The sequence below is a fragment of the Natronomonas halophila genome (assembly GCF_013391085.1).
In the GTDB taxonomy this organism is placed as follows: domain Archaea; phylum Halobacteriota; class Halobacteria; order Halobacteriales; family Haloarculaceae; genus Natronomonas; species Natronomonas halophila.
The window spans coordinates 1,619,440-1,638,150 of sequence record NZ_CP058334.1 but is presented as its reverse complement, the minus strand read 5'-3'; the positions used below and the strand labels follow the sequence as shown (position 1 = coordinate 1,638,150).

General features: G+C 64.7%; 20 protein-coding genes. 10 read left to right on the top strand and 10 right to left on the bottom strand.

Annotated features, from left to right (window positions below):
- Nucleotides 1–61 precede the first annotated feature (61 nt).
- Both HWV23_RS08900 and HWV23_RS08895 read left to right on the top strand, forming a co-directional pair.
- Nucleotides 62–2,059, top strand: coding sequence for a helix-hairpin-helix domain-containing protein (locus tag HWV23_RS08900; protein ID WP_178290056.1), 1,998 nt, complete (start codon nt 62–64; stop codon nt 2,057–2,059).
- Nucleotides 2,060–2,136: 77 nt separating this feature from the next.
- Entirely contained in the window at nt 2,137–3,261 is a 1,125-nt protein-coding gene (locus HWV23_RS08895) for an ORC1-type DNA replication protein (RefSeq protein ID WP_178290055.1), read from the top strand.
- 153 nt (nt 3,262–3,414) lie between these two features.
- Here the strand turns inward: HWV23_RS08895 and HWV23_RS08890 are convergent, their stop codons facing one another.
- The 3 genes from HWV23_RS08890 to HWV23_RS08880 are packed head-to-tail and all read right to left on the bottom strand — an operon-like array spanning nt 3,415 to nt 5,494.
- Nucleotides 3,415–4,407, bottom strand: a complete 993-nt coding sequence (locus tag HWV23_RS08890) for an OapC/ArvC family zinc-ribbon domain-containing protein (RefSeq protein WP_178290054.1) — start codon at nt 4,405–4,407, stop codon at nt 3,415–3,417.
- Between the two features lie 27 nt (nt 4,408–4,434).
- Nucleotides 4,435–4,848, bottom strand: coding sequence for a DUF2073 domain-containing protein (locus tag HWV23_RS08885; protein WP_178290053.1), 414 nt, complete (start codon nt 4,846–4,848; stop codon nt 4,435–4,437).
- A gap of 4 nt (nt 4,849–4,852) precedes the next feature.
- The gene (locus HWV23_RS08880; protein WP_178290052.1) at nt 4,853–5,494 is read right to left on the bottom strand and encodes an Era-like GTP-binding protein; all 642 of its coding nucleotides are present in this window, start codon (nt 5,492–5,494) and stop codon (nt 4,853–4,855) included.
- 1,319 nt (nt 5,495–6,813) lie between these two features.
- Here HWV23_RS08880 and HWV23_RS08875 point away from each other — a divergent pair.
- On the top strand, nt 6,814–8,607 hold the full coding sequence (locus HWV23_RS08875; RefSeq protein ID WP_246282666.1) for an AAA family ATPase: 1,794 nt from the start codon (nt 6,814–6,816) through the stop codon (nt 8,605–8,607).
- Nucleotides 8,608–8,871: 264 nt separating this feature from the next.
- On the opposite strand, the gene HWV23_RS08870 is transcribed toward HWV23_RS08875, so the two are convergent.
- Nucleotides 8,872–9,267: a RidA family protein gene (locus HWV23_RS08870; protein ID WP_178290051.1), complete on the bottom strand. Its 396-nt coding sequence runs from the start codon at nt 9,265–9,267 to the stop codon at nt 8,872–8,874.
- 85 nt (nt 9,268–9,352) lie between these two features.
- Between HWV23_RS08870 and HWV23_RS17270 the strand changes: the two genes are divergently transcribed.
- Entirely contained in the window at nt 9,353–9,442 is a 90-nt protein-coding gene (locus HWV23_RS17270) for a hypothetical protein (RefSeq protein ID WP_425487425.1), read from the top strand.
- Nucleotides 9,442–10,221, top strand: coding sequence for a DUF7089 family protein (locus HWV23_RS08865; protein WP_178290050.1), 780 nt, complete (start codon nt 9,442–9,444; stop codon nt 10,219–10,221). The genes HWV23_RS17270 and HWV23_RS08865 overlap by 1 nt, the downstream gene beginning before the upstream one ends.
- A gap of 33 nt (nt 10,222–10,254) precedes the next feature.
- On the opposite strand, the gene HWV23_RS08860 is transcribed toward HWV23_RS08865, so the two are convergent.
- Nucleotides 10,255–11,415, bottom strand: a complete 1,161-nt coding sequence (locus tag HWV23_RS08860; protein WP_178290049.1) for an acyl-CoA dehydrogenase family protein — start codon at nt 11,413–11,415, stop codon at nt 10,255–10,257.
- Nucleotides 11,416–11,553: 138 nt separating this feature from the next.
- Here HWV23_RS08860 and HWV23_RS08855 point away from each other — a divergent pair, with 138 nt between their 5' ends.
- Nucleotides 11,554–12,042, top strand: a complete 489-nt coding sequence (locus HWV23_RS08855) for an HPP family protein (RefSeq protein ID WP_178290048.1) — start codon at nt 11,554–11,556, stop codon at nt 12,040–12,042.
- Here HWV23_RS08855 and HWV23_RS08850 read toward each other — a convergent pair.
- Nucleotides 12,039–12,731, bottom strand: a complete 693-nt coding sequence (locus tag HWV23_RS08850; protein WP_178290047.1) for a type 1 glutamine amidotransferase — start codon at nt 12,729–12,731, stop codon at nt 12,039–12,041. The two genes, HWV23_RS08855 and HWV23_RS08850, sit on opposite strands and share 4 nt — an antisense overlap.
- Before the next feature lie 93 nt (nt 12,732–12,824).
- Nucleotides 12,825–13,607 (bottom strand): alpha/beta fold hydrolase, encoded by a 783-nt coding sequence (locus HWV23_RS08845; protein WP_178290046.1) that lies wholly within the window; start codon nt 13,605–13,607, stop codon nt 12,825–12,827.
- Nucleotides 13,608–13,695: 88 nt separating this feature from the next.
- Here HWV23_RS08845 and HWV23_RS08840 point away from each other — a divergent pair, with 88 nt between their 5' ends.
- Together HWV23_RS08840 and HWV23_RS17265 are read left to right on the top strand one after the other, a co-directional pair.
- Nucleotides 13,696–14,793, top strand: coding sequence for an aminotransferase class V-fold PLP-dependent enzyme (locus HWV23_RS08840; protein WP_178290045.1), 1,098 nt, complete (start codon nt 13,696–13,698; stop codon nt 14,791–14,793).
- 96 nt (nt 14,794–14,889) lie between these two features.
- Nucleotides 14,890–15,048 (top strand): DUF7563 family protein, encoded by a 159-nt coding sequence (locus HWV23_RS17265; RefSeq protein WP_418766777.1) that lies wholly within the window; start codon nt 14,890–14,892, stop codon nt 15,046–15,048.
- A 45-nt stretch (nt 15,049–15,093) separates the two neighbouring features.
- Here HWV23_RS17265 and glmM read toward each other — a convergent pair whose 3' ends face one another.
- Together glmM and HWV23_RS08830 are read right to left on the bottom strand one after the other, a co-directional pair.
- Nucleotides 15,094–16,398 carry a phosphoglucosamine mutase gene (gene glmM / locus HWV23_RS08835; RefSeq protein WP_178290044.1) on the bottom strand — a complete coding sequence of 435 codons (1,305 nt, stop codon included), beginning with the start codon at nt 16,396–16,398 and terminating at the stop codon, nt 15,094–15,096.
- A gap of 66 nt (nt 16,399–16,464) precedes the next feature.
- Entirely contained in the window at nt 16,465–16,644 is a 180-nt protein-coding gene (locus HWV23_RS08830) for a hypothetical protein (protein WP_178290043.1), read from the bottom strand.
- Between the two features lie 58 nt (nt 16,645–16,702).
- Between HWV23_RS08830 and rpiA the strand changes: the two genes are divergently transcribed.
- Nucleotides 16,703–17,386, top strand: coding sequence for a ribose-5-phosphate isomerase RpiA (gene rpiA, locus HWV23_RS08825; RefSeq protein ID WP_178290042.1), 684 nt, complete (start codon nt 16,703–16,705; stop codon nt 17,384–17,386).
- An 82-nt stretch (nt 17,387–17,468) separates the two neighbouring features.
- On the opposite strand, the gene HWV23_RS08820 is transcribed toward rpiA, so the two are convergent.
- Complete coding sequence (locus tag HWV23_RS08820) at nt 17,469–17,636, bottom strand: DUF1931 domain-containing protein (RefSeq protein ID WP_178290041.1); 168 nt, start codon at nt 17,634–17,636, stop codon at nt 17,469–17,471.
- 243 nt (nt 17,637–17,879) lie between these two features.
- Between HWV23_RS08820 and larB the strand changes: the two genes are divergently transcribed.
- Entirely contained in the window at nt 17,880–18,653 is a 774-nt protein-coding gene (gene larB, locus HWV23_RS08815) for a nickel pincer cofactor biosynthesis protein LarB (protein WP_178290040.1), read from the top strand.
- Nucleotides 18,654–18,711 lie beyond the last annotated feature (58 nt).

Sequence of the window (18,711 nt, the reverse complement as noted above, 5' to 3'; positions counted from 1 at the left end):
GGCGCCCGTACAAAAAGTTCGTAGAAGGAGTTTTCCGGGATGACGGCACATAGAGTGGTAGATGGAACGCGAGGAGTTGGAGGCCATTCCGGGCGTCGGCGCGAAAACCGCCGACCGGTTGGCCGAACTCGACGACCCGGAAACGCTGCTGTCGGCCGGCGACGTCGCCGGCCTGGCGAAAGCGCCGGGCATCAGCGAGGGGCGGGCGGCCCGCATCGCTCGGGCGGCGATTCGGAACGACCACGACGACGAGAGCGATTTCCTGTCGACGCCGCGGGCGCGGGAACTCTACGAGTCGGCGCTGGACTTGCTGCAGGAGCGAGCGGTGACCGACTACGCCGAAAAGCGGCTGGAAACCTTCTATCCGAGCGCTGCCGAGTCCCGAATCGAAGAGGTTCGAGAGTTCGCTCGGGAAGCGGTCGAACGGGACCCGACGGCGGAGGTAATCGAAGCGCTGGACGGCGTCGAACCGCTGGAACCGCCGCGGGACGTTCGGGTTCGGGACCGATGTCTCGCGACGAACGACGCCGAGACGTATTCGGCGGCCCGCGAGGCCGTCCCCGAGATGAGCGTCGAGTTAGTCGACGACGCCCGCGGGATTGCGGATTTGGCCCGGGGCTATTCGACCGTTATCGTCCTCGACGAGGAGTTTTCGGGCATCGACGTCGAGGGCGACGTTCGGGTCGACCCGACGGCGCTGGAGGACCCCGAACGGTTGGTTCCCGAACGGACGCTAGCTTTCTTCGCACGGAACCGGAACCGACTGCGAGCGGCCGCGGCGGTCCATCAGGCTGCGGATTTGGACGCGCCCTGTGACGTCGAAGCGCTCGACGAGGCGCTGTCGCGACTCAACGAAGACGGCACCGTCGCGGGCGACGAAACGCTGGACAAACTGGAGGACGCGCTGGATGACCTCGATGCCGCGGTTTCGATGGCCGAAAACACCGCGAACGACCGGCTTCGGGAGGCCATCGAGGAACGCGACGTGACCATCGAGGGCGCCGATTTGCTGTCGCTGGTCGAACGCGGCGCGGGCGTCGATTCGCTTCTGGACCGGGAGTTGGCCGACGAGTACGACGCCGCCATCGACGCCGCGCGGGACCACCTCGCGGACGCGCTGGGGTTGGACGACTACGAATCGATGGCCCGGCAGGCCTTCGGCGACGACCCGACGTTTCCCGTCGAACACGAGGAACGCGTCATCAGCCAGTTACGCGAGGAGTTGAACGCCGAGCGGGACCGCCGGGCCGCCGCGCTGAAACGCGAGTTGGCCGACGACCTCCGGGAGATGCGCGAGTCCGCGGACGACCTTGTCGATGCCGCTCTGGAGTTGGACGTGGAGTTGGCTATCGCCCGCTTCGCCCGGGACTTCGACTGCACGTTCCCGACCTTCGAGGGCCGGGGATTCGAAATCGAGGATGGGCGGTCGCCGCTGCTTGACGTCGCCTTTGAGGAGGTCGAACCCGTCGATTATGGGGTCGAAGGCGTGGCACTGCTCTCGGGTGTCAACAGCGGCGGGAAGACGTCGACGCTCGATTTGGTCGGGTTGGTCGTCGTGTTAGGACAGATGGGGATGCCCGTGCCTGCCGAGGCAGCGCGACTGGAGCGGTTCGAGGCCCTACATTATCAGGCGAAGACACAGGGCACGTTGGATGCGGGCGCCTTCGAGTCGACGCTCCGGGAGTTCGGGTCGCTCGTCGCGGGCGACCGAACGCGACTGGTGTTGGTCGACGAACTGGAGTCGATTACCGAACCCGGCGCCAGCGCGGTCATCATCGCCGGGATTCTGGAGGCACTGGAGGAAAGCGACTCGACGGCGGTGTTCGTCTCGCATCTGGCCGGCGAGATTCGGGAGGCCGCCGACGCCGACGTGACCATCGACGGCATCGAAGCGGTGGGCCTGGAGAACGGCGAGTTGCGCGTGAACCGCTCGCCCGTCAAGAACCATCTCGCCCGGTCGACACCGGAACTCATCGTCGAGAAACTCGCGGAAGAGGACGGCGACGTCCTCTACGACGAGTTATTGGAGAAGTTCGAGGCGACCCAGCAGACCGATTGATGCGTTCGGACCTTCCGAGTCGTCTTCGGCGTGTTCGCCCGAAGGCTTAACACCCGCGCCAGCGTGGTGAAAGTGAAATGGCGGACGACGACATGCTCTCGTGGGACGAATCCGTGTTCCGCGACGAGCACGTCCTCGAACTCGATTACCTGCCGGAGGCGTTCCTCCATCGCGACGAGCAGATGGAGACCCTCAAATACGCCCTTCGACCGGCGGTCCGCGGCTCCCGTCCCCTGAACGTGATGGCCCGCGGGCCGCCCGGCACCGGGAAAACGACCGCCGTGCAAAAACTCTTCGACGAACTGGCCAGCGTCAGCGACGTCGACGTGGTTCGCGTGAACTGTCAGGTCGATTCGACCCGGTATGCCGTCTTCTCGCGACTCTTCGAGGGCCTCTTCGAATACGAACCGCCGACCTCCGGAATTTCGTTCAAGAAGCTCTTCGGCCAGATTACCGACCGCCTCGTCGAGGAAGACGAAGTCCTCATTGTCGCGTTGGACGACGTGAACTACCTCTTCTACGAGGACGAGGCCTCGGATACGCTCTACTCGCTGCTTCGGGCCCACGAGGCCCACTCGGGCGCGAAGATCGGCGTCATCGTCGTCTCCTCGGACCTCGATTTGAACGTCATCGAGGAACTCGACAGCCGCGTCCAGTCGGTGTTCCGACCCGAGGAGGTCTACTTCGACGCCTACGGCGAGCGGGAAATCGTCGATATCCTCCAGGAACGCGTCAAGCGTGGCTTCCGCGAGGAGGCCGTCGGCCCGCAGGTGCTGGACCGCGTGGCCGAACACACCGCCGACAGCGGCGGTGACCTCCGGGTCGGTATCGACCTGCTGCGGCGGGCCGGGCTCAACGCCGAGATGCGCGGGTCCACGGAGGTCAACACCGACGACGTCGACGAGGCCTACGAAAAGGCCAAATACGTCCACCTCTCGCGGCACCTCCGCGGCCTTTCGGAGTCGGAAGCCGCGCTCGTTCGCGTGCTCGCCGACCACGACGGCAAGCGCGCCGGCGACGTCTTCGACGTCTTCAGCGAGGAGACCGACCTCGGCTACACCCGCTATTCCGAGATTATCAACAAACTCGAACAGTTGGGCCTCATCGACGCCGAATACAGCAGCGTCGAGGGCCGTGGGCGTTCACGGACGCTATCGCTTTCCTACGACGCCGATGCGGTGTTGGACCGGCTGGAAGAATAGACGAGCGTCGGCTGATGTACAAGTCGGCAGGGAATAACACGGGTGTATCCGGCGCATTTCGAGTCGAAGGAGAGGGGTGAATAGGCGAGGGAAGCAGATGACCGAAGGATGAGTGGAGGGAAAGCGGGAGTGACGGGATGCGGGACGTCCGGGCTATCGTTCGCCCGGGTCTTCGCCCATCCACTGTTCCGGGACCTGAATCACGTACCGGCCGTTTTCCTGCAGCGCGATGATGTACTCCTCGCGGTCGTACAGTTCCATCAGGTTGAGTTCGTACTGCCCGGGTTCGACGATTTTGATGGATTCGAACTGGTCGTTGAGCTGTTCGCGGAGCTCCGCGATATCCGGCTGTTCGTCGTCAGGTTCGCTGACGACCCGACCGTCGACGTCCGGTTCCGGACCCCCGGCCTGTGATTCGGCCGACTCCAGTCCCGACGTGCTGGTGGCTGCTACCTCGTCGGTTTCGGGGAGTTCGTCTTCCTGAACGATATCACTACGCGCGCTCGCTTGCGCGAGGTCCTCGTCAGACTCGTCGGTTGTCGAGCGGCGGGCGTCCGCATCGATGATTTCTCCGTCGTCGTCGTCCGTCCCCGCGGGTTCTCCCCCGGTTTCGGGTCGAGCGGACGACGAATCGACAGAAGTCACATCCGCAGGCGCCTCTTCGGACTCGCTCGGCCACGCGGCGTCCGGATTCGGGTCGGCGTCCGTCTGTGCCGTTTCGGAAGCCCCGACTGAGCCGGCCGACGCGTTGCTCGTCGTCGGTTCCGCGCTCGAAACGGTGGCGTCGGGGTCGGTCGTCGAATCGGGGTCAGGAACGGACGTCGACTCTGCGGTCGACTCCGTCGACGACTCGGTAGTAGACTCTGCCGTCGGCTCACCGCGGTCGTCCGAGGGGCTCTCCGGCCCGGAGGAAACGAGGTCGCGCATCTTCGTCGTCGCGCGGCCGACCGTCTCGGCGACCGACGAGGAGTCGGCGTCGGGCCGTGAGGGGGCGTCGGACTCCGCCGATTCGGCTGGCTCATCGGGGAGGTCCTCCTCCGAGGGGCGGAACTGGAACTTGTTGCCGCCACACTCCGGACAGCCCGACAGCATCTCCTTGGAGCCGTCCGCGAACGTGTGGCCGCAGCCAGTACACTGGTGTGGCATGGTGTTGATGGATGGGCGAAAGCCCGATTACCGGCGCTTGATCAGCGTGCTGATGAGCGTCTCGTCCTTGTGGAGCGTCTCGATACGGTTGGCCGGGCCGATGACCGTCAGTTTGTTCGAATCGCTGTTGTCCTTCCCCATAATGCGGCCGAGAAAGCCGTTGTCGCTGGTTTCCTCGCCGGGGTAGGTCTCGATTTCGATGCCCGTGAAACCGTCGGGGTTGATCTCCGACATCGTCACCTCGATGAGTTTGGACTCCTCTTCGGGGTCGAGTCCCTCCTCGAGGATGACGATATTGCCGTCGTGGACGCCGTCGAGGATGAGGCGGATTTTCTCCATCGTTCGCATTCCCTGCATCCGGTCGGCGCTGATCATGTCGATCTGGATACCGTCGGCGAGCCCGTCGTCGCCGTCGTCGCCGTTTGTGGTTACTTCAGGCATGGTATCACCCGAAGTACTCCGCGATTTTGTCGTAGACTTCGTCCATGTTGTCTCCTTCGAGCGCCGACAGCGGCACGGTCTCGTGCTGCGGGAACGCGTTGCTGATGCGCTGAACGTTGGCGTCCTCGAGGTCGATCTTGTTCGCGAAGATGAGGACCGGCAGGTTCTGGCTCTCGATGATGCCGATGAGCATCGTGTTGACCTGCGTGAAGGGGTCCTCCGTCGCATCGAGGACGTAGATGACGCCGTCGACGTCCTCGCGGAGCCAGTGCATCGCCTCGGCGACGCCCTCGGTCGCCTCTCGGGAGCGCCGGACGGCGTCGTCCTTCTCGATGTCGTGGTCGAGGAACTCCTTGTAGTCGACCTTCGTGGTGACGCCGGGCGTGTCCACCACGTCGATAGTGACGGACTTGCCGTTGCGCTTGATTTCGACGTTTTCCTTTCGACGCGCACGCCGCGTCTCGTGCGGTACGTGGCTCTCCGGGCCGACGGCGTCGCCGGTCCAGTCGCGAGCGATACGGTTAGCGAGCGTCGTCTTGCCTGCGTTCGGGGGGCCATAGATGCCGATTCGCTTCGGCTCGTTCCCCGAGAAGAGGGCCGACGACGCGCGCGAAATACTCGATTTGAGTTCGGTTAGCAGTCCCATCTCATCCTCCCACGGCCCCGATTTCGAGTCGAAATCGGAGTCGCTCTGCACGTACTACCATACCGCATTTACTTAACTGTGTGTCAGACAAACATCACGGAAGGAACAGGTGCTGATGATGCCGTCCGTGAGAAACCGATGGAGAAGGTCTTTCGCGCGTGTGGAAGGACGCGAGACGACCGCTGATATCGTTCGATGTGAAACGGAGGGGTACAGGGACGATGATTTTAGAAGAATTAGGAGAAGGTCAGGACGATAGGTGACAAGCCTTCTCGGTAGTGCCTATCTTGCTGCCGACTGTCGGCCGTCGTCTATCAACCAACAGCTGTCGACTACCGTTCCTCTCCCCCAGCCACGACCACCACTCATCCAGCAACGGGTGTCAACCGTCCCCACGGGAAACGGCGGTGAGACCCAAAAGCGAAGTCGTCTCGTGTCTCGGATACGGACCAGGCCCTAAACGACGACTATAGCAGGAATTCCGGGGCGCGGGGGGTGAAACGAGGGGGAGGTGGCCCCCCACCCCTTCGTTTCGGGTGGAACGGGACGAAGGGGTGTGGTGGGGGGCTGGCTGGGGACGGGATCTGCCACGGTTCGCGGTAGAAACGTAGTAGAAATCTAGAAAATACTAGACTAGATGCGGTTTACTGCCGAAACATCTAGTTATACTAGACATAAAACTAAACAATATATTCTATTTCCTTCCACTGCGGATTTGGTTTTACTACTATAGATATAAAGGTTACTGTACTAGAGTCCGAACTCCTCTCCGACCACCCCCACCCGTCGGTTTCACCGTTCCACCCGAAACAAAGGGGTGTGGGGGTACTCCCCTCCGCTTCCCGTGCATCCACTGGAAACTAACCATCGTCCCCCCCGACGCCCCAATCGACCGTCCGAACGACCGTCCGAACGACGAGTAATCCCGACTGATCCGCCCCGAGTCACACCAGTTGACTCTACTGGCTCGTGCTGACCTCTGCCAACCCGTGCACCCGTCTCCACTGGCGTTCGTTTCGGGTGACCAGCATCGAGTTATCCGCGTTGCTCCCCGAACGCCGCGACTGTTTCGGATTGTTTCGTTAACTTCAGCCGTGCTCCTTTCCCACATTCGTTAATCCCCGTCATCCACCCGCTATCCACCGATTTCCGCCGCGCCACCGCAACGCTTATTACCGTAATGCACCATCGGTTCCTCTGCATCAACTGGACGACCGATTTCAAACCGATTCGGGGTAACGGGTTCCTACCGACTGTATTCAACCCGTTCGGTCGTCGCGCGGTGTGTCTCCACGTGAAACGGAGGGGTATATCAACGAATGACGGACGGCAATTCATCCGCGGATACGGACGAGGAATCGAACACTAGCCCGGACGCCGTCGGCGACGGCCGCGACGCGGCCACCGACGCACCGGAGGACGAGGAGCCGACGGACTCGGCATCGACCGACCAGCCGGTGGACCAGGACGAACCGGACGACACCGATGGGGTACTCGACGAGCAGCCATCGGACGGGAGAATCGCCAATACTGCTTCGCAGTCTGGTGGTTCTCCAGTTGAAACAAAGGGGTCTTCGTCAACGAGAGACACCCCGGAAGTCGACGAGACGGCCGATGCGCTCGCCGAAACCGACGCTCCTGCCGCCGGCACCGACGTCGATGGTTTCTCCGGCGACGTCGACCTCGAAGACCTCGACCTCGATACCGAATCCGAGAGCGAAACCGACGAGGCATCCCGCGGTCTCTTCGACGACCTCCTGGAGGGCGAACCCATCTTCGAGAACAAGGAAGTCCTCCGTCCCTCCTACACGCCCCACAAACTCCCCCATCGTGAGGAACAGATCAACAACATGGCGACCATCCTCGTGACGGCTCTCCGCGGGGATACGCCCTCCAATATCCTCATTTACGGCAAAACCGGGACCGGAAAAACCGCCAGCGCGAAGTTCGTCTCCGAGGAACTGGAATCGACCTCCCAGAAGTACGAGGTCCCCTGCGAAGTCGAGTACATCAACTGCGAGGTGACCGACACCCAGTATCGCGTGCTCGCACAACTCGCCAACAAGTTCATCGACAAGAACGAGGAGTACATCGAGGAGCGCCTCGACGAACTCGGCGAGCTTCGCGACGAGGCCGCCGAAGACCCCGAGGTCCTCGTAGACAGCGAGTTCGACAACGTCGCCGAAGTCGAGGCCGAAATCGGCACCCTCGAAGACGACCTCGAGGAGTTCGAACCCGTCCCGATGACCGGATGGCCGACCGACCGCGTCTACCAGACCTTCTTCGACGCCGTCGACTACCACGAGCGCGTGGTCGTCATCATGCTCGACGAAATCGACAAACTCGTCGAGAAATCGGGCGACGACACGCTCTATAACCTCTCGCGGATGAACTCGGAACTCGACAACTCCCGGGTCTCCATCATGGGCATCTCCAACGACCTGAAGTTCACCGACTTCCTCGACCCCCGCGTCAAATCCAGCCTCGGCGAGGAGGAAATCGTCTTCCCGCCCTACGACGCGACCCAACTCCGAGATATCCTCCAGCACCGCTCGGAAATCGCATTTAAATCCGACACCCTCTCCGAGGACGTCATCCCCCTCTGTGCAGCCTTCGCCGCACAGGAACACGGTGACGCCCGCCGTGCCCTCGACCTCCTGCGGACGGCTGGCGAGCTCGCCGAACGCGACCGCACCGAAACCGTCGACGAAAAGCACGTCCGCCACGCCCAGGAGAAGATCGAACTCGACCGGGTTGTCGAGGTAGTACGCACCCTCCCCACACAATCAAAGCTCGTCCTCTACGCCATCATCCTCCTCGAGAAGAACGGCGTCCACAACATCAACACCGGCGAGGTGTTCAACATCTACAAGCGCCTCGCCCAGGAGATCGACGCCGACGTCCTCACCCAACGGCGGGTCACCGACCTCATCAGCGAACTCGACATGCTCGGCATCGTCAACGCCGTCGTCGTCTCGAAGGGTCGGTACGGCCGGACCAAGGAAATCAGCCTTTCCGTCCCCCTCGACGAAACCGAAGCTGTCCTCCTCTCGGACTCGCGGGTCGGCGAGGTCGAGGACGCTCAGCCATTCGTGCAGGCGCGCTTCGACTGAAACTTTTTGCACGGCGCGCTTCGCGCGCCGGCAAAAACGTTCATGAAAAAGACACGGCGGGCCTCCCGATGGTCGGCCCTTGGTCCCGCGCTCCCTGCGGTCGCGCGGGGAACCGCTTCGGGCGGGTTCTCCGAACCTGCCCTCGCGGATGCAACCTTTGTTTCTGTCTCACCAGCCGAACCTCGGTGGACACTCGCCTTTCCACTGATTTCTCCTTATAAATATCGTTATCCTTGGTAACCCCTCGGTTTCACATGGAGAACATTACTCATCCGCAGGAACGACGGCTTCCGCTTCGATTTCGACGACGTACTCGGGACCGATGAGCCCTGAGACTTCGACCATCGTTGCAGCGGGTCGAATCTCGCCGAAGAACTCCCCGTGAACCTCGCCGATGGTCTCCCAGTCGTCGGCATTGGTGACGTACATGCGCGTGCGGACGACGTGTTCAAGGTCTGCACCCGCCTCTTCGAGCGCCTCGCGAATGATTTCGAGTGCGCGGCGGGTCTGGATTTCGGGGTCGCCGGGTGCGACCGGGTTTCCGTCCTCGTCGGTCGCCGTCGTCCCCGAGACGAGCACGCGGTTCCCGACGCGGACGGCCCGCGAATACCCCACCTTCGGTTCCCATTCGGTTCCAGTCGAAACGCGGCGGCGGCCCATACTCGGGGTGGCAGCGCCGAGGGGATAACTCTCCGCCGCGGCGGAACTGGAAGGCTTTAAACGCCCGCCGTCGGAAGTATCGAACATGAGTCAGGCCACCAAAGTCGTGCTCGGGACCGTCGGCGTATCCGCCGTCATCGCCGTCGTCCTGCTCGGCGCTATCATCGCTGGGTGATGTTCGACCGCCGAGAACTGTCGGGCGACCTCGCCGAGGTGCGTGACGAATACGCCCCCGGCGCGCTCGTCCTCGACAGCGAGGGTGATTTCGAAACACTGCCGCCGTCGGTCGCCGAGAACCTGCTGGCGGTCGTCGACGGTATCGACCCGCTTTCCTATCCTGAGTCGTGGGTGCCAGCCGACGCCCCCGAGACGCTGCATCGTATCGCCAGCGACGAGTTCACCGTCGGCGCGCCCGGCGACGGCGGCGTCGCGTGGACCCGCCAGACCGACCCGCCGACGGTCTTCGTCAAACCCCGCCTCGAAGGCTCCCCGGAGGGCTTCATCGACTTCCTCATTGCGGAGGCACTGGTCGAAATCGGCACCGACCTCCCGGAACAGTTCCTCGGGTTCTTCAAGGACGACTATGCGGCCCTCGCCGATGCGGTCCCGCTCGGGTCGGCCGATACCTACCAACTCGCGGCCGCGCTGTTCGACGCCTACGTCGGCCTCCACACGCGCGAGGAGTTCACGGCGTGGGACGGCGAGTACGACGGACTCCACGACGAGTGGGTCGACGCGGGCGAACGACTCGAACCCCGACTGTCGGTGCTTTCCTCGGACGTCGCCTCGGGCCGGACCGGCTTCCCCGACGCCGCGGAACTCGCCTGCGCCGCGGTCAAACACGATGTCGAGGTGCCGAAACCGTTCGACGCGCTGGATTCCGCGGCCTACAAGGAACACGGTGCGGCCTTCGCGGTCCGATGGGCCGAACGGACCTTCGAGGCGCTGGAATAGGTCGAAAAAAACGGCGAGCGAAAACTGCGTCTATTACTGATACGCCTGCAGGCCGGTGAGGTCCTCGCCGATGATGAGGGTATGGATGTCGTGGGTGCCCTCGTAGGTGTAGACGGTTTCGAGGTTGGTCATGTGGCGCATCGGCGAGTAGTCGGCCGTAATGCCGTTGCCGCCGAGCATTTCACGGGCGATACGCGACTGGTCGCGGGCCATCCGGACGTTGTTCCGCTTGGCCATCGAGACGTGCTGGGGGCGCATCTCGCCGCGTTCCTTCAGGTCCGAGAGGCGGTGGGCCAGCAGTTGGGCGAGCGTAATCTGGGTGGCCATCTCGGCGAGTTTGTCCTGCTGCATCTGGAAGCGGCCGATGGGACCACCGAACTGCTCGCGGTCGGTCGCGTACTGCCGCGCGGTCTCGAAGCAGTCACGTGCGGCGCCGATGGCGCCCCAGGCGATGCCGTAGCGGGCCTGCGTGAGACAGGACAGCGGGCCCTTCATCCCGCGGACGCCCGGCAGCACGTCGTCCTCGTTGACGCGAACGTCGTTGAGGGCGATTTCGCCCGTAATCGAGGCCCGAAGCGAGAGCTTCTCGTCGATTTTGTTGGTCGTCACGCCATCCTTGTCCGTATCGACGAGGAAACCACGGACGGTGTTATCGTCCGAGCGGTCCTTCGCCCAGACGATGGCTACGTCCGATATCGGGGAGTTGGTAATCCACGTCTTGGCGCCGTTGAGGACGTACTCGTCGCCGTCCTTCTCGGCGTGGGTCTCCATCGCCGAGGGGTTCGAACCGTGTTCGGGTTCCGTCAGGCCGAAACAACCGACTTTCTCGCCCGCACCGAGGTCCCACAGGTACTCTTCCTTCTGTTCCTCGGAGCCGAAGGCGTGAATCGGATACATGACGAGCGCGCCCTGGACGGAGGCCATCGAGCGGAGGCCGGAGTCGCCGGCTTCCAGTTCCTGCATCAACAGGCCGTACGCCTTCTCGCTGAGGTTGGGTAGGCCATATCCGTCGAGGTTGGGCGCATAGAACCCGAGTTCGCCCATCTCCGGGATGAGGTCCTTCGGGAAAGTCCCCTCGATCCAGTGTTCGCCGGCATCGGGCTTGAATTTCTCTTCGACGAAGTCACGGGCGGTGTCCCGGACCATTCGCTCTTCTTCGTTGAGGTCCTCCTCAAGACCCACGTAGTCTAGCATATCTGTGTCCTAGGGAGTTGCACACAAAAACTATCTCCCACAGGTCGAGCGTTGATAGCATGCGGGGCGGTCACAGTTGATGGGTAAGTCCGTGGTTCGCTTCGACAGGCCGAAAAGGGAGTCTGACGGAGTGGGGATATGGAGACGGTTCGGCGGAGCCTGCATGCCGGTGGCCTCATCATCACGGTTGGTTTGATTTCGTGGGCCAGCGGCTATCCAGCGCTCTTCCCGAGTCTCGGACCGACGGCCTACGTCCTCGCGTTGGGCGCCGAGAAGGACACGAACGTCCCGAGAGTCGTAGGTGGCCACGTCATCGGCGTGCTCGCTGGCCTGCTGGCGTACCACACGCTCGCGACCGGGCTGGTTGCGACGGATCCCGCGCCCGCGTTCTCCCTTTCGGGGCTTCGAATCGCCATCGCGGGCGTCGTCTCGGTCGGCCTGACGACGTGGGCGATGCTCGCGACGGACCTCCGGCATGCGCCCGCGTGCGCGACGACGCTTATCGTCTCGCTGGGACTGCTGTCGACACTGTTCGAGGGTGCGGTCATCATCGGCTCGGTGGTCGTTCTGGTCGGCGCCGAGCAACTACTCCTGTGGGCCGACCGGCGGTTCGACCGCGGAATCTAATCGTCCGCGGGAGCGGTCGCCGTCCGTCGCACTGACGCACAGAAATTGTCGAAAACGTTCTTGGCCGGTTTGGCCGCGGCGTAGGCGTCGTCGGTGATACCCTCACAGACCGATTCGATGCGCTCGTCGGGGAGGTGGTCCTTCCCGCGGACGACGTCTTCGGCAGTCTGGGGGTCGTATTCGGGGTGAGACTGGATGCCGTAGACGTTGCCATGACGGAAGCCGTGGATGCCGTAACCGTTCTCGGCGATCAACTCGGCACCCTCCGGCAGTTCCGTTACGGCATCGGAGTGGGTCGTGAAGACGGTGAATTCCTCGGGGACGCCATCGAAGAGGTCCGCCCCCGAGTGGCGGACCGTCCGATAGCCGAGTTCGTATTCGCCCATCGGTTCGACGGTGCCGCCCAGCGCGTCGGCGAGCAACTGATGGCCCCAACAGACCCCGAGTGCTGGGACCCCACCGTCGAGGGCGTCCCGAACGAACGCGCGCGTCTCGTTGATCCACGGTTCGTCCCAGTAGACCGAGGCCCGAGAGCCGGTGACGACCAGGCCGTCGAAGGCCTCGTGGTCCGGAAACTCCCGGTCGACGACGTGGAATCTGGACACTTCGGCGTCGAGTTCCCGGCGGAAGTTCCGCGGGGTGTTCGGGTCGTCGTGGGAGGCGTCCAGCAGCGCGATTCGGGGTCGCATTAGGCGCCGGTAGCGCCTCCGTAGGTAAAAAGCGGGCGTCGGCGGGCACGTTCGCGTCGGCCTATGACGCCGTCAAATCACCCGGACTGCCGTTCATTCGTCGGTAGCGACCGTCTCATCGATGAATTCGGCTATCGCGTCCGTCACAGCAGCCGAGTGTTCGACGAAACACCATCGTTTCCCCTCGACGGCCTCGAACCGCCCGCGCGGCAGGTCGGCAGCCAGTTCCTCGCCGACCGACAGCGGAACGACGGGGTCGTCGACGCCGTGACAGACCAGCGTCGGGAGGCCGAGTTCGTAGAGCGGTTCGGCGTCGAATTCGAGCGCGGCGTCGATGTGGCCGCCGCGGGCGTCGCCGACGGCGTCCTCGTCCGTGCGCCAGTCCACGATGTCGTCGGCGAGGCCGGTTTCGGCGAGGAAGCGGTCCGAGAAGGCGAGTTCGAGCGACTGGCGGATGCGCGTCGGGTCCGGCGGATGGAGGCCGGCCAGCGCGTCGGCGTCAATGCGCTCGCCGTCGGGCGGGACACCGAACAGCGTCAGCGAGCGCGCGCGACTGTATTCGCGGGCGTATCGGAGCGCGACTATCCCGCCGAGTCCAGCACCGACGAGGTGTGCCCGGCCGACCTCGGCATCCGCGAGGACCGCTTCGAGGTCCGCCGCCAGTCGGTCGACGGTGTAGGGTCCGTCGGTATCGGAGCCGTCGGTCCCCCGCTGGGCGTAGACGACCGTCCTATGGGTACCGGCCAGTTTCGGTGCCTGCCAGCCCCACAGCCACGGCCCCGTCGCCGTATCCGGGACGAAGACGACCGTCGGCCGCTCGGGGTCGCCCTCCGTTTCGTACTGGATGGTGGTCCCGTCCGTCTCGACTGTTGGCATGTGGGGTCGTTCGGTTCGACGGGGTATGCCCGTTTTGCTCGCTTGCCAGCGCCCCAAAGCCCGTTACGCTGGCCATCGATTCTTCTGTATGAACCCGGAAGCCCTGCGTGCCGACATCCCCGCCTGCGACGACTGCGTGTATTTAAATACGGGCGCGAGCGGGCCGAGTCCCGAGCGCGTCGTCGAGGCCATCGACGCGGCCCAGCGACGTCAGGAGTTCGAGGCCTGTTCGGTCGGCCACTACGAGGCCGACGCCGAGTTGCGCGAGGACGCCCGCGAAACGCTCGCTACCCACCTCGGCTGTCGGCCGGCCGACATCGCGCTGGTGGCCTCGACGGGCGACGGCATCAGCCGCGTCGCCAACGCCATCGACTGGGAGGCCGGCGACCGGGTCGTCCGGACGGACCTCGAACACCCCTCGGGCGTCCTGCCGTGGCGGCGCCTCCGCGACCGGGGCGTCGAGGCCGTCACGCTGCCGTGTCCCGACGGCCGTCTACCGATGGACGCCTATAAAGAGGCGGTCGCCGACGCCAAACTGGTCTGTCTCAGTTCCGAGAGTTGGCTCCACGGGACGCGTCTGCCGGTGTCCGAGGCGGTCGATATCGCCCACGACGCGGGCGCGTTAGTCGTCGTCGACGCCGTCCAGTCGGTCGGCCAGCATCCCGTCGACGTCCGGGAGTGGGACGCCGACGCCGTCTGTGCCTCGGGCCACAAGTGGATGCTCGGACCGTGGGGCGCCGGCTATCTCTACGTTCGTCCGGAGTCGCTGTCGTCGTTCCAGCCCCGACACGTCGGCTACCGGAGTGCCGTCGAACCCACGGGTGAGGGTCTGGAGTTCCACCCCGATGCGCGCCGTTTCGAGGTGTCGACGGCCGCGGTCGCGCCGTATGCGGGACTCATCGAGGCCATCGAAACGCTGGAGGGTATCGGCATGGGGAACGTCGAAACGCGTATCGAGCGACTGACCGACCGCCTGAAGGACGGACTGGGCGAGCGGTGTCTCTCGCCGACCGAGTACGAATCAGGTCTCGTCGCCTTCGAAATCGATGGCGACGCGGAGGCGTTCGTCGAGGACGCCAAAGCGGAGGGCGTCGTCGTCCGGCCGCTCCCCTCGGGGGCGGTGCGGGCGTCGGTCCACGCGTTCAACACACCGGAGGACGTCGACGCGCTCCTGTCGCTCTGCTGACCCCGCGAAAATCGGGCGTTTCGGCCCCGAAACGGCTGGCTGTGCGATACCTGTTGCCACACTATTATTATGTGTGTGTGGTCCAACGGTTCGTGTATGCCGGAATGCCAGAACTGTGGCGCGTTCGTGACGGCAGCGTACGCTCGGGTTTTCACGCCGAACGGAATCGAGAATCCGCGCGTGTGCCCGCAGTGCGAAGACAAGATCCGCGACGGGTCCGACGTTCGCGAGGCGCGCTCGACGCGCCGTACGTGACTGGCCTCGCTCTCTAACTATCCTTCCGCGCTTTTCGCCCGGCGGTTATCGGGCGTTTTCCACTAACTCCCGCGCAGTGCTCAGTAACGCGTCCGCTGCCTCGGCCTCGCGGGCCTCCGCCGTCACCCGAATCAGCGGCTGAGTCCCGCTGGCGCGAATCAAAAACCACCCATCATCGGTACTGACCCGGACGCCATCAAGCGTTTCGACCGAATCGTATTCCGCCAACACGCGCTCCTCGACGGCGGCCATCACTCGCTCTTTCTCGTCGGTTTCGACGTTGGCCCGCCGGATGGGATAGCTCGGAATCGCTTCGAGGCGGGATTCGAGCGGTTCGGCGGCCGCCAGCGCAGCGATGCGAACCGCCGCCAGCGGGCCGTCGGGACACAGCGTCGCCTCGGGCCATATCCACGCGCCCGAGGGTTCGCCGCCGAAAGCCACGTCCTCCTGAGTTGCAGCCTCGGCCACGTAGACGTCGCCGACGGGCGTCCGGGTCACGGCGACGCCACGTTCGGCGAGGAAGTCCTCGACGGCGAGGCTCGTGTCCACGGGAATCGCCACGCGCTCGCCAGATTCGGCGGCATCGGCCGCGAAAAGCGCCAGCAGGGTGTCGCCCGCGAGGAACGTGCCGTCGCCCGCGACCGCCCGCATCCGGTCGGCGTCGCCGTCGTGGGCGATGCCGAGGTCGTAGTCGCCGTCGCCGACCAGCGTCGCGAGCGCCTCGCAGTTCTCGGCGGTCGGTTCGGAGGGCCGCCCCGGGAACCGGCCGTCGGGCTGGGCGTTCAGCGTCTCGACGTCACAGCCCAATTCGATGAGGGCATCGACGGTGACGCCGCCGGCACCGTTGCCCAAATCGACGGCAACCGAGAGGTCGAGCGAGCCGTCGACGGCATCGACCAGCGCCTCGATATGTCGCTCGGCCGCCTCGTCGGTCGTCCGGTCGCCCAACCCGTCCCACGCTTCGAGGTCCGCGTCGTCGGCCCGGATGCGCTCGGTGATGCGTTCGCGGCCGGCCTCGTCGTAGGCCTGTCCCGAGGGCTGCCAGAGTTTGATGCCGTTGTCCTCTGGGGGGTTGTGACTCGCGGTCACCGAGACGCCGGCGTCGGCGCCCTCCCACGCGACCGCGCGGCCGACCGTCGGCGTCGCGGCGAGGCCGAGGTCGACCACGTCGGTGCCGGTCTCTCGGAGGCCCGCCGCGAGCGCGTCGGTCAACAACTCGCCGCTCTCGCGGGGGTCGCGTCCGACCACGACGCGGTCGGTTTCGGCCCCCAGCGCGCGACCGACGCGAAGCGCGAGGTCCGCCGTCACCTCGTCGCCGACCGGTCCCCTGATGCCGCTCGTTCCGAACATACCGCGGTAGTCGGCCGCCGTCGTGAAAACGATACCCGTCCGGTCGCCGGTCGTCGGTCGTGGCGGTCAGTCGTCGGGGGACCACTCACACGAGTCGCCGTAGGTGAGTTCGGCCTCGTCGATGTGGGCGTCGAGGCAGGCGTAATTGCAGAACCCTCCGACCTCGGTGCGCTCGCCATCCCGGGTCTCCTCGACGTAGACGGGGTCGTAGTTCGAGAGGTCGCTGCCGCAGTACGTACACTCCATGTCTGGGGTCGGCCCTGTCACCGCAAGGGCTTTTCCCGTATCGACGCGAGACGCGCACATGAAGCAATCCGGCGGGACGGACGAACAGAAGCGCCGCGCCGGCGAAAGCGCCGCCGACGCCGTATCTGACGGGATGGTCGTCGGTCTCGGCACGGGGTCGACGGCCGCCACGGCCATCCGCGAGTTGGGTCGACGGGTCGATTCGGGCCTCGATATCCGAGGTATTCCAACGTCGTACGAATCCCGGCAGATGGCCCGCAAAGCGGGGATTCCGCTCACCTCGCTGACCGAGGCGACGCCCGACGTCGCCATCGACGGCGCCGACCAGATAGCGGGATTCGACCTGATAAAGGGCGGCGGCGCGGCCCACGCCCGCGAGAAGTTGGTGGATACGGCCGCCGACCGCTTTCTCGTGGTGGCCGACGAGACGAAACTCGCCTCGCCGCTCGATTTGGCGGTCCCCATCGAGGTACTGCCCGATGCCGAACCCGTGGTCTCATCGAACCTCGACGCTCTCGGCGGGACGCCCGAACTCCGCGATGCCGAACGGAAGGACGGTCCCGTCGTCACCGACAACGGCAACCTCGTCATCGACTGTGCGTTCGGCGCGATAGCCGACCCGGCGGCGCTTGCGACCGACCTCGCGGCGATTCCGGGCGTGGTCGAACACGGCCTCTTCGTCGGCGTGGCTGACGAGATTCACGTCGGGACCGAGACGGGCGTCGACGTTACCGAGCGATAGCGGCGGCTATCGGCGGGTTTCGGGGCGATTGCGATACCAGCGACTCGGGGCGTGGGAAAAAACGGAAAAGCTCTGAGACGCTTTAAAGGTCGCGCGGCTGGACCGTCTTGCGGTCGTTCTCCTCGGCGCGACGAGCGGCGTCCTCGAGGATCTCCTCGACCTCGTCGTCGAGGGCGTCGTAGAAGTCGGAGGCAACGTTCATGTCATCGAGCGCTTCCTTCACAGCGGCTTTGACGATTAGGTCTGCCATACAGGCCGGGATTGTCCGGGGTACTTTATATATGTTCCCAATCGTGAGCGGTTTCGCCGCTTCTAACGCCCGTTTAGCCGTGATAAACCGGGAGGAATCGATGGGGATAGCCGTTCCTTTATTTACATTTTGTGGCCGGGAATCCTGGCCGGTACGTCGGTATCCGCGCCGATGAGGCGGTTTCCCTGCTCGCGCGCGGTGACGACCCGACAGGTTCCTTGTTATCGACACGAACGTCGGGATATGCGCGAGATACTCGAAGCGGTCGCCGACGGGGAACTGTCGCCGACCGAGGCCGAGGCGGAACTCCGGGGCTACGCCCGCACCGAGGCGGGCCGGTTCGATGCGGCCCGGGAGGCCCGAACGGGGATTCCCGAAGCGGTGTTCGCCGAAGGAAAAACGCCCGCCGAAGTCGCGGCCATGACCGTCGCGGCCGTCGAAACGACCGGAAGCGCCCTCGTGACCCGTATCGACCACGAGAGCGCCGATGCCTGTAAGTCGCTGCTGGCCGAGGAGTTCCCCGCGGCCGATATCGACCACGACGAACGCGCCCGGACGCTCGTCGTCCACGGAACCGACTACGAACCGCCGGACCTGGAGGCGACCGTCGGCGTCGTCACGGCGGGGACCGTCGACGCCGAGGCGGCCGGCGAGGCCGCCGTCGTCGCCGGCGAGATGGGCGCGACCGTCGAACGCATCTCGGACGTGGGCGTGGCAGGCATCGCGCGGATGTTCGACAACATCGACGAGATTCGGGCGGTCGATGCCCTCGTGGTCGCTGCCGGTCGGGAGGGTGCCCTGCCGACGGTCATCGCCGGCCTCGTCGACGTCCCGCTCATCGGACTGCCCGTTTCGTCCGGTTACGGCCACGGTGGCAATGGCGAGGCGGCGCTGGCGGGCATGTTACAGTCCTGTACGCCGATTATGGCAGTCAACATCGACGCCGGCTTTGCCGCGGGCGCACAGGCCGGCCTCATCGCGCGGTCGGTTTCGGCGGCGCGAGCGACGACTGACTGATGCCGAATCGAAAACCGGGTGTAGAGCGGGCGTCACGCGCCCTCGTGCCGTGTTTCCC